Annotated in this window: 16 protein-coding genes; 8 read left to right on the forward strand and 8 right to left on the reverse strand. The window is 63.7% G+C overall.

Going from position 1 to position 13626, the window contains the following annotated elements; genetic code table 11:
• The first annotated feature begins 28 nt into the window (after window positions 1-28).
• The 7 genes from KUF55_RS12520 to asd all read left to right on the forward strand — a co-directional run bounded on the left by KUF55_RS12520 (window position 29) and on the right by asd (window position 5930).
• Window positions 29-1852 carry a hypothetical protein gene (locus KUF55_RS12520; RefSeq protein ID WP_218816813.1) on the forward strand — a complete coding sequence of 608 codons (1824 nt, stop codon included), beginning with the start codon at window positions 29-31 and terminating at the stop codon, window positions 1850-1852.
• The gene (locus KUF55_RS12525) at window positions 1849-2229 is read left to right on the forward strand and encodes a GntR family transcriptional regulator (protein WP_132358746.1); all 381 of its coding nucleotides are present in this window, start codon (window positions 1849-1851) and stop codon (window positions 2227-2229) included. The genes KUF55_RS12520 and KUF55_RS12525 overlap by 4 nt, the downstream gene beginning before the upstream one ends.
• A 415-nt stretch (window positions 2230-2644) precedes the next feature.
• Window positions 2645-3448 carry a thymidylate synthase gene (locus KUF55_RS12530; RefSeq protein ID WP_132358748.1) on the forward strand — a complete coding sequence of 268 codons (804 nt, stop codon included), beginning with the start codon at window positions 2645-2647 and terminating at the stop codon, window positions 3446-3448.
• A 59-nt stretch (window positions 3449-3507) separates the two neighbouring features.
• On the forward strand, window positions 3508-4017 hold the full coding sequence (locus tag KUF55_RS12535; protein ID WP_370630994.1) for a dihydrofolate reductase: 510 nt from the start codon (window positions 3508-3510) through the stop codon (window positions 4015-4017).
• A complete protein-coding gene (locus KUF55_RS12540) occupies window positions 4014-4259 on the forward strand; it encodes an NF038396 family protein (protein ID WP_132358752.1) in 246 nt (81 codons plus the stop codon). The genes KUF55_RS12535 and KUF55_RS12540 overlap by 4 nt, the downstream gene beginning before the upstream one ends.
• A 2-nt stretch (window positions 4260-4261) precedes the next feature.
• Window positions 4262-4753, forward strand: coding sequence for a hypothetical protein (locus KUF55_RS12545; RefSeq protein ID WP_218816814.1), 492 nt, complete (start codon window positions 4262-4264; stop codon window positions 4751-4753).
• Between the two features lie 58 nt (window positions 4754-4811).
• The gene (gene asd, locus KUF55_RS12550; RefSeq protein WP_132358756.1) at window positions 4812-5930 is read left to right on the forward strand and encodes an aspartate-semialdehyde dehydrogenase; all 1119 of its coding nucleotides are present in this window, start codon (window positions 4812-4814) and stop codon (window positions 5928-5930) included.
• A 190-nt stretch (window positions 5931-6120) separates the two neighbouring features.
• On the opposite strand, the gene KUF55_RS12555 is transcribed toward asd, so the two are convergent.
• From KUF55_RS12555 to KUF55_RS12590, 8 genes are all read right to left on the reverse strand, one after another.
• Window positions 6121-7260, reverse strand: a complete 1140-nt coding sequence (locus tag KUF55_RS12555) for a winged helix DNA-binding domain-containing protein (protein WP_218816815.1) — start codon at window positions 7258-7260, stop codon at window positions 6121-6123.
• Between the two features lie 17 nt (window positions 7261-7277).
• Window positions 7278-8354, reverse strand: coding sequence for a UDP-N-acetylmuramate dehydrogenase (locus tag KUF55_RS12560; protein ID WP_132358760.1), 1077 nt, complete (start codon window positions 8352-8354; stop codon window positions 7278-7280).
• Between the two features lie 12 nt (window positions 8355-8366).
• A complete protein-coding gene (locus KUF55_RS12565; protein WP_132358762.1) occupies window positions 8367-9533 on the reverse strand; it encodes an MFS transporter in 1167 nt (388 codons plus the stop codon).
• 41 nt (window positions 9534-9574) lie between these two features.
• On the reverse strand, window positions 9575-10015 hold the full coding sequence (locus tag KUF55_RS12570; RefSeq protein ID WP_132358764.1) for a MaoC family dehydratase: 441 nt from the start codon (window positions 10013-10015) through the stop codon (window positions 9575-9577).
• On the reverse strand, window positions 10015-10464 hold the full coding sequence (locus tag KUF55_RS12575) for a MaoC family dehydratase N-terminal domain-containing protein (RefSeq protein WP_132358766.1): 450 nt from the start codon (window positions 10462-10464) through the stop codon (window positions 10015-10017). Before KUF55_RS12575 ends, KUF55_RS12570 begins: the two co-directional genes overlap by 1 nt.
• An 89-nt stretch (window positions 10465-10553) precedes the next feature.
• Window positions 10554-10838, reverse strand: coding sequence for a hypothetical protein (locus KUF55_RS12580; protein ID WP_132358768.1), 285 nt, complete (start codon window positions 10836-10838; stop codon window positions 10554-10556).
• Window positions 10839-10871: 33 nt separating this feature from the next.
• Window positions 10872-11807, reverse strand: coding sequence for a DUF2797 domain-containing protein (locus KUF55_RS12585; RefSeq protein WP_255557021.1), 936 nt, complete (start codon window positions 11805-11807; stop codon window positions 10872-10874).
• Window positions 11808-12884, reverse strand: coding sequence for an ATPase (locus KUF55_RS12590; protein WP_218816816.1), 1077 nt, complete (start codon window positions 12882-12884; stop codon window positions 11808-11810).
• On the opposite strand from KUF55_RS12590, the gene KUF55_RS18950 reads away from it, so the two are divergent.
• Window positions 12859-13566, forward strand: coding sequence for a hypothetical protein (locus KUF55_RS18950; RefSeq protein ID WP_218816817.1), 708 nt, complete (start codon window positions 12859-12861; stop codon window positions 13564-13566). The two genes, KUF55_RS12590 and KUF55_RS18950, sit on opposite strands and share 26 nt — an antisense overlap.
• Window positions 13567-13626 lie beyond the last annotated feature (60 nt).

Genomic DNA, 13626 nt, shown 5'->3' on the forward strand with positions numbered 1-13626 from the left:
AAAGTTCGAGGTTTGGGAGCACCACTTCATGATCAATGCACTGACATCCGTCGGTTTCGGCTTGGCGATATCCGCCGCGCTGATCTATGTCCTCTTGCGCTTTTTCGTGGCAGCACCAAACGCGACCAACACCACCGAAGCCATTTCACGCCATGCCTTCTGGACGGCACTGATAGCGTTTTTGGCCTCGGGAACCTCCGGCCTGTCGAATCTGTGGGCCATCGACCCCGAAACCCACACCGGGATCATCGTCGATGGCCAACCCGTTTTGCTGATGCATGCCGCAGCACCCGGCCTGTGGCTGACGCTTGTTTACATCCTGGGCCAATTCACCTGGCCCCGGCATTTAAAACCGGTGCGCAGCGCCTCGCTAGAGGTACGCAGCGTCAAGACGTTGGTGCCTAAATTCTTGGCAGGCCTGCTCCTGGTCTGCACAGTCATCAGCACGGTGGCCATTATTTTTGCCTGGAATGACCCCGGCGCTCCGCACCGGGAGGGTAACGACTCGAGCTCGCAGGAGATGAGCTACAACGGAGAGACCGATGACTTCGGGAACCCCGTTGACGACGACGGAAACCCGATAGATCTCGATTCCACCGACGCCGAGGGCAATGTCCCCTACATTTCTTCCATCACCGGAACTCGATCCGGCAACGAGGTGGGGCCCTACCTCATGGGCGGCCTGGCCTTGGCCCTTCTGGGGAGCGCCGGAGCAGCGGCAGTCATTGTCCGGCGACCTCCATTAGATGCACTGGACGCCGGGGAGAATTCCATCCTGCGTTCGGTGTGGATCAATCGGCTCTTGCGTACCGCGTCGATAGTTGTTGCCGGCTTTGGCGCCGCCTCCGCGTCGTATCTCGCCGAAGGCATCCGAGCTCGGGGCGACTGGGCCGTCCCGATCGCGGCCGGCGGCCCCTTCTTTAGCGAGAGCGCACAAAACCATGCGAACGCCCTAAGCCTGATAAGCGGCTTCGGCTTCCTACTGCTGATCGTCGTGGTCGTGAGCTGCTCCCCTCCGAAACTTGTTGATGTTTCTCCCATCGCGCTCGCCGGAAGCTCGGCTCCGTCCCGTTCGTTTTCCACGGCACGAGACTTCCTGCTGCTGATCCACGGCATCGGACTATTCGTGATGTTCCTGGTTGTCATGTTCCTGGGGCTGCAGGCCGAGGGGGCCAGTTACAGCACCACAACCTCCGCCGACGGGACCCAAACCTTCTCCTTTGACTCCACCGACCCCACCCGCCTGCAAACCATGGGGAACCTAGCCTTGGCCATTGCGCTGGCGGCGGGCAGCTATCTGCTGCTGAATCTGCTGGCCGCATGGGTGATCTCTCGCAGAGTCGGCGGACAGAGCCTCGAGACACCCCGCCGGGGTCTGCTTCCGGGGTGGTTCCTCACGGTGCTGGCTCTGGCAACAACGGTCGGAGTAACATCGGTCATCAACTTTGCGGTTGCCGGCCCGCCCGCTCTTCGCGAGATCGTGTGGTGGGCAGCCGCGGTGCTCGTCATCGTCGCGGCCCTTGCTGGTGCGCTTTACCGCAACGCGACCCACCGTGCACGGTTGGCTGACGCCAGTCGGAGCGAAGACACCAAGATCCGTTTATTGCTGGCTCAGCGCGGCGCCCGGATGGTCGGTGGCGTTTCCTTGCTGCTCACGTCGTTATTGGCAGATCCGACATTTTGGACACCCAGCGGACCTGGTTATGGCGAGGGTATGTACTACGACCAGGATCCGTCCGGCTTCCAGCTCATCACCTTGGCGCTGGGTATCATTCTGTGCCTGCTTCCGGCGGCCACTATTTATCGTGCACCGCGGCCAATTACGCAATATTCCACGCCGAGCAACCATTGAGTATCCAAATTGCCGTTGACCTTCGTGATGCAACGCCCCCGTTTGAGCAGATCCGCACGCAGATCGCTTCCCTCATCGCCGTTGGTCGGCTGGCCGACGGGGCACGTCTACCCACCGTTCGGGCGCTAGCCACCGACCTTGGTGTGGCCACCGGGACCGTGGCTCGAGCGTACAAGGAGCTTGAGGCCGCGGGTTTGATTCAGAGCAGGCGACGGCTGGGGACCATGGTGACCCATGCACCGGCGGACTCTACCCGTGCGGCGGATGAACACCTTCAGGTTAAAATCGCTGATCTGATCGCCGCCTCCCGGCAAGCGGGAATCAGCGATGAGACATTAGTGTCACTGCTTCAGGGCCGACTGAGGAACACCGACTAGGTTCACTCGCCGAGCACGGGTCCTGTGGGACAAGGCCGATGCCATCGAGGCGCCCCGTGGGATGCACGTCGTTCCTCTTGCGTCTAATTTCGGGGTGCCGCACTGCCACCACCCACTTCCTGGTGTGGATTGAGATTCGACTCGCCGCAGGCTTGTTCCCGAGCTTGGGATCACACCGCGTGCTGCCGCGACGTTTTGCGGCAGCTCATCGTCGGCAGGATTTCTGACCACCGAGGCCCCACGCCCACACCGAATTGCGCCCGTAGATGAGGGAAAGGCGCCGGGAAGCCACGCGGCACGCCCAGCAATCTTGAGGTGTCCACTGGGCATCACTTGGCAGCCGGCCCAAGGAGTCGGTGCCCACGCGAGGACTTCCCCAGCAGGCGATCGCGCGGCCAGCGTTTAGACTGGTTCAGTGACGATTCCAACCCCTTACGAAGACCTACTCCGCGACGTTCTTGCCCATGGCACTGCCAAGGGTGATCGAACCGGAACCGGCACCTCGAGTGTTTTTGGCCGCCAGATTCGCTTTGACTTGGCGGAATCCTTTCCGCTGATCACCACCAAGCGCGTCCATTTTAAGTCTGTCGCCGTGGAGCTTCTCTGGTTCCTACGCGGGGACTCCAATACCTCATACTTGCGCGAGAATGGCGTGAAGATCTGGGATGAATGGGCAGATGACGATGGCGAGCTGGGCCCGGTCTACGGCGTGCAGTGGCGCTCCTGGCCCACGGCCGATGGCCGCCATATCGACCAAATCTCACAGGTCATGGACTCCTTGCGAGAAAATCCGGATTCGCGCCGCCATATCGTTTCGGCCTGGAACGTCGCGGAGATCCAGAACATGGCGCTGCCTCCCTGCCACGCGTTCTTCCAGTTCTACGTCGCCGACGGCAAACTCTCCTGCCAGCTCTACCAGCGCAGCGCCGACATGTTCTTAGGGGTCCCGTTCAACATTGCCTCCTACGCGTTGCTGACCGCCATGATGGCCGACCAGCTCGGCCTAGAGCTCGGTGAGTTCATCTGGACCGGCGGGGACACCCACATTTACGACAACCACGTGGAGCAGGTCACCGAACAGCTGACCCGCGAGCCCTACCCGTATCCACGCCTGCGCATCACGCGCACCCCCGATTCGATCTTCGACTACACGATTGATGATTTCGTGATCGAGGACTACCAACACCACCCGACGATTAAGGCCCCCATCGCCGTATGAGCAACCCGCAGCAGAGCGCCGGACACCGCGCCGAAACCACCATCACCGAGCGCATCGGCATGATCTGGGCCGAAGCGGCCGACGGCGTCATTGGCGCCAACGGCTCCATGCCGTGGTCCCTTCCCGAGGACCTGGCCCACTTCAAGCGCACCACGAACGGTCACCCGGTCATTATGGGGCGCAAGACCTGGGAATCATTCCCGGAAAAGTACCGACCGTTGCCCGGACGCACCAACATCGTGATTACCCGCGATACGAATCGCCATGAGGCCTTGCGTACCGCCGGCGCCGTGCCGGTGGCCAGCACCGCCGCAGCCCTGAGCGCAGCTCGCACGGCTGCCGGTGCCGAGGAGATCTGGGTCATCGGCGGCGGAGAGATCTACGCCGCCCTCACCCCCCAGGCTCACCTAGCCATCAAAACCGTCATCAATGCCTCGCCGAAGGGTGACACCACGGCACCGAAACTGGATGGATCGTGGACCAAGTCCCTGTCCGATCCCGAGATCGGGTGGGCCACCGGTGCCAACGGCACCCAGTACCGCGTCGAAGCATGGGAGCAAAAGGCATGAAGGACGCTATCAAGGCACTGAAGACCAGCCCCGAGGGACTCTTTGTCCTCGGCTACATGCTCTTTCCGCTCTTCGCGCTAATCTTTGCCGGCCTGGGCCTGTTTATGGTCCTGACCGGGTCGAAGATCATGGGACTGGTGCTGCTGCTGGTCTTCACCCAGATCTTCGCGTTTGGCTCGCTCAAACTGGTGGGCATGCGCAAGGCGCTGCTGGCCGGACAGGGCGAAAAGCCGGGCAAATAAGAATGACTCCCCCGGTGCCGCCCAAACCTAAGCCCAAAAAGAGCATGTTCAATCATTACGATCCAGAACGTGACAAACGCGACATGATTGTCATGCTGGCCCATAAAGAAGCCGTCGATGCGGGTGAAAAGCGACTACTGGTGCGCACTGTTCAGGGTGAACTGTTCAGCTACAAACGAGAAGAAATCGGCTTCATCACCGGCGGCGTCGGTGCCAAAATCACCACCGGCGCGGGCATGCTCTTCGTCGGCACGCTGTGCTGGATCGCCGTCCTGGCGCTGTTCGTCTACATGTTTTTTATCCACGACGCCACCGCAGGCGAATGGGCGGGACTGGTTTTTGTCGAGCTGCTCTTCGCCGCCATCGCTTGGTATTTCATGCATCTGGGGCTGGCCGAGCACCGGGCCCGGAAACTGCGCAAGGCCCGCGGGCTGCCCAAGCCAAATCTGCTGTGGCACAATTCTTGGCCGACGAAAAACAAAGACATCGTGTGATCAAGCACGGCGCGTAACCGACTCCCCTGACGGGGCGCCGACCCCTTAAGCTTGAACCATGACTTCTTCCGTTGGCTTTGTGGGTTACCGCGGCATGGTCGGCTCCGTCCTGATGCAACGCATGCAGGACGAGGGCGACTTCGCGAACCTCGACCCCGTGTTCTTTTCCACCTCCAATGCAGGAGGTGCCGCCCCGGCCTTTGCCGAGGGTGCCGGCGCCCTGCAGGACGCCTACGACATTGATACCTTGGCCAAGTTGCCGATCATCGTCACGGCCCAGGGTGGGGACTACACCACCGCGGTGCACTCGCAACTGCGCTCGCGCGGCTGGGATGGCCTGTGGATCGACGCGGCCTCCACGCTGCGCATGAACGATGATTCGGTGATCGTGCTTGACCCGATCAACCGCAACGTCATCGATGGCTCTCTGGCCTCCGGCACCAAGGACTTCGTGGGCGGCAACTGCACCGTCTCCTGCATGCTCATGGGCCTGGGCGGGCTGTTCAAGAACGGTCTGGTCGAGTGGGGCACCTCGATGACCTACCAGGCCGCCTCCGGCGGCGGCGCGCGGCATATGCGCGAACTGTTGACCCAGTTCGGTGACATCAACAGCCATGTCTCCTCCGAGCTCGATGACCCGGCCTCCGCCATCCTGGAGATCGACCGCAAGGTCCTTGCCGCCCAGCGCGGCGGCCTGGATGCCACCCAGTTTGGCGTGCCACTGGCCGGCTCCCTGATTCCCTGGATCGACGCGGATCTGGGCAATGGACAGTCCAAGGAGGAGTGGAAGGCCGGGGTGGAGACCAACAAGATCCTGGGCAACACCGAGGCCAACAAGGTCGTCGTTGACGGGCTCTGTGTGCGCATCGGCGCCATGCGCTCGCACTCCCAGGCACTGACCCTCAAGCTCACCGAGGACCTGTCGGTGACCGAGATCGAGAAGCTGCTGGATGCGGACAATCAGTGGGCCAAGGTGGTTCCGAACACCAAGGAAGCCACCGTCGACGCGCTGACCCCGGTTGCCGCCTCCGGCACCTTGGACATCCCGGTGGGACGCATCCGCAAGCTGGAAATGGGCCCGCAGTACATTTCTGCCTTCACCGTGGGTGACCAGTTGCTCTGGGGTGCCGCCGAACCGCTGCGCCGCATGCTGGCCATCGCGCAGGGCCGCCTCTAACCCCATAAATTGATGGTCCTGCGGGACACGAGACAAGCCGGTCACCATCCCGTAGGGGTATGGTGGCCGGCTTGTGTCTTGTGTCGGCCACCCCCGGAGCGCTGCTCGGTCCGTGCGAAGCGAGGTCTGCGCGGTGCTCAGCCCTCCTCGACTTTTCTCTGCGCACTTCTCGGCGGAAGGGACACGTGTCCTAGGAGTCGCGGAACCTCAAGTAGTCGTTCATCCTAGATTCGATGGCGCCGTGGCGTGCGGCCGAAACCGTTATCCCGGAGAAGGGCACAAAACGGGCCACTCGAGTCATGCCCTTCGACTCCACCTCCCACGTGCCGATGGTTTCCCCACCGGCGGCAACGGTCCGGCGGAAAAGTCCGTTCTTCCCCGGGGTCACGACCTCCGCAAATTCCGGGGCTAGGGTTGCCGTGCGATCCTTGTAGCCGAGGATGAACTCGTCAAATCCGGGTAGGGCAACCACGGAGCGGGCGCCGGGCGGTGTCTCCCAGCGATCTCGGTGACTTGGTGCGAAGAAGAAACGCCGAGAACCCAGCTCCACACTCGCCAGCGTGTCAGCGGCATGCTGTACCGCCAGCCGGACGGGTGTCAGCGGCAATCCGAGCCACCAGGCACAATCAGCGATGGTCGCCGGGCCGTGCGAGGCGAAGTAGATGCGCACCAACTCATCCAGCGCCTGATCCGGATCGAGGGTAGCGTCCGGTTCCTTCACCCATTCCGAGGCTTCCATGAAGAGCTGCCGGGTGCTACTTCCGGGTTCCATCGGTCCCTGGACAATGGCACCGCGCAGCGCCACGGCAACGATCAGGTGGTAGCCGCGCTGTCCGGCGATGCTTGATCCCGCGGCACCAAAGGCGGCGAGTAGCTGCGCGCGGGTTGCGCCCTCGCGCCCGCAGCGGGCGCGCGCAACATCGGCAAGGGCATCGATTTCGGCATCGGTGATCGCTTCGGCGGCCCGTGTGGCGCGCATCTGGGATTCCATCCGCGCGCCGGTCACCGCAAGCAGGGTGCGGTACAGCCGGGGCACGATCAGCATCAAGGTGCCCCGGGCACCCCAGGTGCGAATGATGGATCCACGGGCCAGGGCGTCGTGAATCTCGGTGAGTCCGGCGCCGGGAAGCCGAGCACCGATGCCCCAGCATCCCTGCGGCAGGTCTTGGGCCTGGATCATGCCCAGCGCGGCCACCACCTCGTCGGGGGTGCTGGCGCTGCGCGTCATGGTCGCGGGCCCGCATTCGGGTGCGAGCCCCTGCGCTCCCAGCCGCAGCCTGGAGATGGTGCTGCGCTGCCGGGGACTCAGGCCCGGAGTGGATGCCGCCATGGTGTTTTGCTCCCGGGTTAGAGCTCGCAGCCGATCAGCAGCGGCTCATTGTGCAGTTCGATGCCAAAACGGTCCCTAACCCCGGCCCGTACGGCCCGGGCAATGGCCAGGATATCTGCGCTGCTGGCTTGCCCGCGATTGGTGATCGCCAGGGTGTGTTTGGTGGATAGCGACGCGCGCCCACCACCGAGTGATTCCCCGGCCGTGCCGGGCAATCCGAAGCCCTTGGCGAAGCCGGCCCGATCAATCAGCCAGGCGGCGGAGAGCTTGACCATCCCGGGGGTATCCACCGGGAAATTCGGAGCGTCGGCCGGTAATGATGCCAAGGCGCTCGCGGGAACGATGGGGTTGGTGAAGAAGGAGCCGGTGGAGCAGCTGTCCCGGTCCGTCGGGTCAAACACCATGCCCTTGGAGGCGCGCAGGGCCAAGACCGTCTCCCGCACGGCGCGCGCAGCTGCCCGTTCGCCCACGCCAACGCCCAGCGAGCGGGCCAGTTCCGCATAACGGATCGGAGCCGATTGGCTACTGGCCTCCAGCGCGAAGGAGACGGAGAGCACCACAAATTCCGGGGATCCGTTGGTGGTGGTGCGCTTGAGCAGCGAGTCCCGGTAGCCGAAGCCCAGCGCTGCGGTACCGAAGTTACTCACGGTTCCGGTGCTGCGATCAAAGACGGTGGCTTCCAGGAAGGTGTGGGCGACCTCGGAGCCGTAGGCGCCGACGTTCTGCACCGGCGTTGCACCGGCCGATCCGGGGATCCCGGAGAGTGCCTCCAGGCCGCTGAGACCCGCGGCAAGGCTCTGGGCCACCACGTCGTCCCACGGGTGCCCCGCGGCAATTTCCACCCGGACGCGGCCATCGCTGAGCGTCTTGCCGATGTGCACTCCCTCGGTGGCGATCTGCAGGACGGTGCCCGGGTATCCGGCATCATCGATCAATAGATTTGAGCCTCCGGCCACCAGCAGGAGCGGGGTGCCGGTGGCATCGGCGGCGCGGATGGTGGTGATGATCTGCTCATCGGTGGTGGCTCGCACCAAGGAATGCGCGGCTCCGCCCACACCAGTGGTCGTCAGCTCTGCCAGCAAGGGGGTGTTCACGGGGAATCAGCCTTAGTTTTTGGGGGTGGATTTGACCGGCCCTGCGGCCGGGGAAAGGACAAAGGAGATCACAACGAGGATCCCGACAAAGGCGAGGGCGTTCAGCAGGCCCACCACATCGGCCAGCAGGCCCAGCAGTGGAGGTCCGCCCAGGAACGCACCGTAGCCGATGGTGGAGACCACCGAGACGCGTGCCGCGGCGCGCATGGGATCATCCGATGCGGCGGTCATCGCCACCGGGAAGCACATGGCCACGCCCAAGCCCCAGAAGACCAAGGCCGCAAAGGCGGTGGTCAGGGACGGACCGTAGACAAAAAGCAGCAGCCCAATCAACGTGCTGGCCGCGGAGAGGCGGATCACCGTGACGCGTCCACAACGTTCCAGGATGCGCCCTCCGCCGAGCCGGGCGATGGTCATCGCCGTGACAAAAACGCCGTAGCCGATGGCGCCCAGGGAATTGATGGCGCCGTAGCCGTCGGCCAAGGCGAGCGCTACCCAGTCCCCCGCCGCGCCCTCGGCCAGCGCCATACCTAGCACCAGCACGCCCAAAAGCACGGTGCGCGGTTCGCGCCAGGCTTCCGCGAGCAGCGCCTTGTTGGAGCTTCCACTGCCGGTGGATGAGGTGTCGGCCCGGAAGACGCGGGTCCCGGTGTGGATCAGAACCAGCACCACCGCCGAGACGAGCGCAAAATGCCAGGCGATGGACAGGTGCAGCGCCGCGCCCAGGGCGCCGGCTGCGGCCCCCACCACCGTGCCCACGGAGAAGAAACCATGAAGCGCCGGCATGATTGAGACACCGAGGGCGCGTTCCATCGCGGCGCCCTGCACATTTGATGCAACATTCCAGGCCGCGGCCCCGGCACCCTGAAACGCCAGAGCCGCCCCGGTCACCGGCAGCGAGTGCAAACCCACCGCTCCCAGACCCACCACGGCCAGCGAAATGGCCGCCAGTGAGGATCCCACGACCAGGGTGCGCTTGGAGCCCAGACGCATGACCAGGTATCCGGAGACGGAAACCGAGACGAAGGACCCCGCCGTCATGCAGAGCAACAACAACCCAATTTCTCCGTGCGTGAGTCCCAGCGCGTCGCGCAGTGACGGCAGCCGGGAAACCAACGCCGAGAGGATCAGCCCGGAGGCAAAGTACAGGGCGATGACGCCGTTACGCCAGGGCAGCACCTCGGCATTGGCACGGCGAGTGGGAAGACGTGGTCCCTTTTTCAGAGTTGCACCACGGCCTGGGCCTTCACCAGGACCTTGGTCCCGGCCACCAGAACGCTCAGATCGACCCGGGCGGTGCGAGCCTCGGCATCAAGTGCACCGATGGCACCAGTGATCTCGATGGCCGTGCCCGGGGTCTCGCCCGGGTTGCTGCCGGCCGGATCGTCCACGGGAACGGGCTTGGTGAAGCGCGTCTGGTAGTCGATGACGGCCGAAGGGTCTCCGGCCCAGTCGCTCACCAGCTGTACCGCTGCACCCATGGTGAACATGCCGTGGGCGATAACGCCGGGCAGTCCGACCTCGGTGGCGAAGCGCTCGTTGAAGTGGATGGGGTTGAAGTCTCCGGAGGCTCCGGCGTAACGCACCAGATCCGCGCGGTTCACGTACACGGTGGTGGAGCCGATCTGTTGGCCCTTTTCGAGGGTGTCAAAGTCGATCATTACTGGTCCTCTCCGCGTACCAAAATCGAGGAAACGGTGGTGGCAACCGGTTCGCCGGCCACCGTGGTGATTTCGGCGCGGGTACTGATCATCGCGCCAGAGCCCATGGCGCGCACGGTGTCCACGTGCAGCGTTGCTACTAATTCATCGCCCGCGATGATGGGGCGGTGATGGGTGAAGCGTTGGTCGGCGTGAACCACACGGGAGAAGTCGATGCCGCTGTCCGGATCGTTGACCAGCAGCGCATCCGCGCGCTGCGCCACGATGATGGCGAAGGTCGGCGGAGCCAACAGATCATCGTGACCCAGCGACGCCGCGGCATCCAGATCGAAGTGGGCCCGGTGGGTGGCCTTGACTGCCGTGGCGAATTCGCGGATCTTCTCGCGTCCCACCACGTAGGGTTCCTGGGCCGGGTAGACCCGACCTGCCAGCTCGGGGTTAATGCTCATAACTGCTACCGCTCCTGTGGGGGACGAATGCTTGAAAAATGTGGTCTTAATCCGGGGGTGCAGCCCGGTGGAGCACCAAGGTACCGGTGTTAGAGGGTGTCCTTGGACGCGGATTTGCCCCGCTTGGGTGCCCGCGGTTTCACCAATCCTTGGGCGACGCGCCATGCCCTGGCGTCACGGGCACGCACGGCCATCCCGCCGAGGTGTCCCAGCAACCCGATGCCGATCACGACCATCGCCGTATAGAGCAGTGCCATGTTCTGCGTGCTGGCACCGATCACGGCCATTACGATGCCGATGGCTTCAACGCCCATCGCAGAGAAGGTCAGTTTCTTATACAGTCCGGAAGAAGCTTCCCAGGGGGTATTGGTCATGTCCCAATCCTATATTCAGTGGGGCGATTCGGCTTAGAACAGGGCACTTTGCACCGGTGGTGCCTTGGTCACATGAGGACCGAGTTCAAGCTTGCGACCCTTAAGCAGGGCTGCGTTGGCAACAAAGAGTCCCGATTGCCCCTCGATGCTCACGCCGATCACCTGTCCCAGCACGGAAATACTGGTGAATCCATGTTCGGCGGTCGTGAGATCCGCCGGATACGGTTGCAAACTCTTGGCATTCAGTCCCACCAGCAATTCCACGCCGGGCTCCGGGACGTGCCAGCGTTCCTCCACGATGCGGGAGGTGGAACCGGAGGCGCCGAGATGTTCGGCCAGCAAGGAGCGCGCCGAAGTAGCCGCCTCGGCATTGACTCGATCCAGCTGCTCGGTTGACGCATGGCCCTCCAGCAGGCCACGAACCTTGGAATTTGCCCTCACCTGCTGGGTGATGCCTAATCCGCTGCTCAGCGCATCTTCGAGTCGACGCACACTGGCTCCATCGGGACACCAGGCAACGAAGCGTGCGACGATGGCGCCTTGCTCGGCAAGCCGACGCCATTTGCTGGGGTTCGCGGCGGTACCCACCTTGGTGACACCGTGAGCAAACGTGGCGATATAGAGCCAGTGTGGTTGATTCAAGTAGTCGCGGAGTCCGGGGCTGGCCCGATCGCTCCGGTGGAAGTCATGCATCGCTCGAGTCTGGTCCGCGGCTTCGCATAAATCACACTGGGTGCCGCTGGTGATCAGGGTCTGACGTGGGCATGGCACCAAAGTTCGATGGTCCTTGTCCGCCACGAGTTGGTGGCCTAGGCACCAGCGCCCGGGCAGCACCCGGAAGCCAATCCGGGTGCCCCTCGCCAGCTTTACGTCCCGACTGGCCTGCTGCGCGTCGTCCAGGCTCAGCTGTGGAGTTCCCGGGGACGCTGGCCAGCGGATGCCGCGGCAGAGCAAAGCTGAAGCCTCCACTTAGTCGTGCAGGGCCTCGGCGACGGCTGCGGTCGCGTGCAACCAAGCTCGGCGGGTGGCCGGACGCAGCTGTTCGAGCCGAATCTGACCCTTGACCAAGGCCGCATCGTAGGGAACCGTGACTACCGAGCGGGCCAGACGGGAGAACCCGTGAGCGATGCGGTCCAACTGTTCCCTGTTGCCATGTGGCTGGTGCTGCGAGACGATCACAACGGCATTCTTGGCGAGTTCCGCATAGTGGCCGCCACGCTTGGCCAGAGCTTCGAGCAGCAGGGCTCCCGCTTCGGCGTGTTCCTCCACCGTGGTGCTGGCGATGACCAGCTGATCGGTGTGGTCGATCATGCGCATCCAGCGCTCGGCCGATTCGTCGTTACCCGAGTCAACGATGGTCAGCGCGAAGAAGCGCGAAACGATCCCATGTAGTTCGTCGAAGTTTTCCGCGTTGATGAACTGCTCACTGGCCAGGAGTGTGGGGTCGGTGCGCAGCACGCTGTAGCAATCTTCGGGCTGGTAGTGCGTGTAGTTGTGGATGACCGGGTCACCGACCTTGACTTCCTTGAGCCGCGGCGCGGCAGCAAGCAGGTCCATGGAATGGGCGGCGTGCGGTCCCTGCACGGTGCGCCAACCTAGGGTTCCGCGGGTTCCATTGTTATCCCAGACCAGCACCGGGTCACCGGAATTTCGGCCGAAGACCGCGGAGAGAAGAACTGCGGTGGGTGTCTTGTTGGCCCCACCCTTGCCATTGACCACGGAGATGGTTTTGGGTTCGTTCAGGCGTGTTCCCACGAGTCGGCGCCATTGGCGTTCTTCGACTTCCTCGGCCGAGGGTTCCATGTTAAAGCCCAGACGAGCCAGGAAGCCGCGGAATCCACGCTCAGCACGGAAGGTCGTCTCATCCTCCGGACGCAGGAAGGTGTCGCGGGTTCCTGCCGCCGGGTTCATTTCACGGAAGGCCTGACGTCGACCCTCGGGCGTCGTGAGGTCCTCGGAGGATCCCTCGTTGGACACCGCAGCAGGAGTCTGAGCAGCAGTCGAGGTGGATTCCGCCGGCTTGACCGTTGCTGCGTTGTTGGCCACGTCCTGTTTCGGTGCAGCTGGCTTGGGCGCAACCGGGGCTGGCTTAGCAGCTGGCTTTGCTGCGGCCACCGGGGTACTGGCTTTTGCTGCAGGAACTGCGGGCTTAGCGACGACTGGTGCTGGCTTAGCGCTTGGTGCCGACGCAGCCTTGGAAGCGGGTGCAGGTGTAGCAGCGGGCTTCGCTGCGGGCGTTGGTACCGGCTTGGCTGCTGGGGCTGGTGTTGCTGCGGGCTTCGCGGCTGGCGTTGCCGCTGGTGCAGGCTTTGCCGCAGGAGTTGGCTTTACCGATGGCTTGGCTGCCGGGGTTGGTGTTGCTGTTGGCTTTGCAGCCGGGGCCGCTGCTGGCTTTGCCGCAGGCGCTGGTGTTGCTGCTGGCTTCGCTGCGGGCGCTACCGCTGCCGCTGGGGCGGGCTTTGCAGCAGGAGTTGGCGTTGCTGCAGGCTTTGCTGCTGGTGCAGGTTTTGCGGCTGGCTTCGCCGCGGGCGCTGCCGCTGCCGCTGGTGCAGGCTTTGCAGCGGGTGTTGCTGCGGGTTTGGCCGCCGCTGGTGCAGGTGCCGCTGGTGCAGGCTTTGCAGCCTTTTCCACCGCGGGCTTTGTTACGGGAGCGGGCTTCGCTGCTGACGCTGGGGTCGCAGCGGGGGCCGGTTTTGCCGCCGGTGTCACAGCGGGCTTTGCAGCCTGAGCTGACGCAGGCTTGGCGGCCGGAGTCGGAGTCCCTCTATGGGCAGCTGCCGAAGACGCA

Source organism: Paeniglutamicibacter sp. Y32M11 (assembly GCF_019285735.1).
Classification (GTDB): Bacteria; Actinomycetota; Actinomycetes; order Actinomycetales; family Micrococcaceae; genus Paeniglutamicibacter.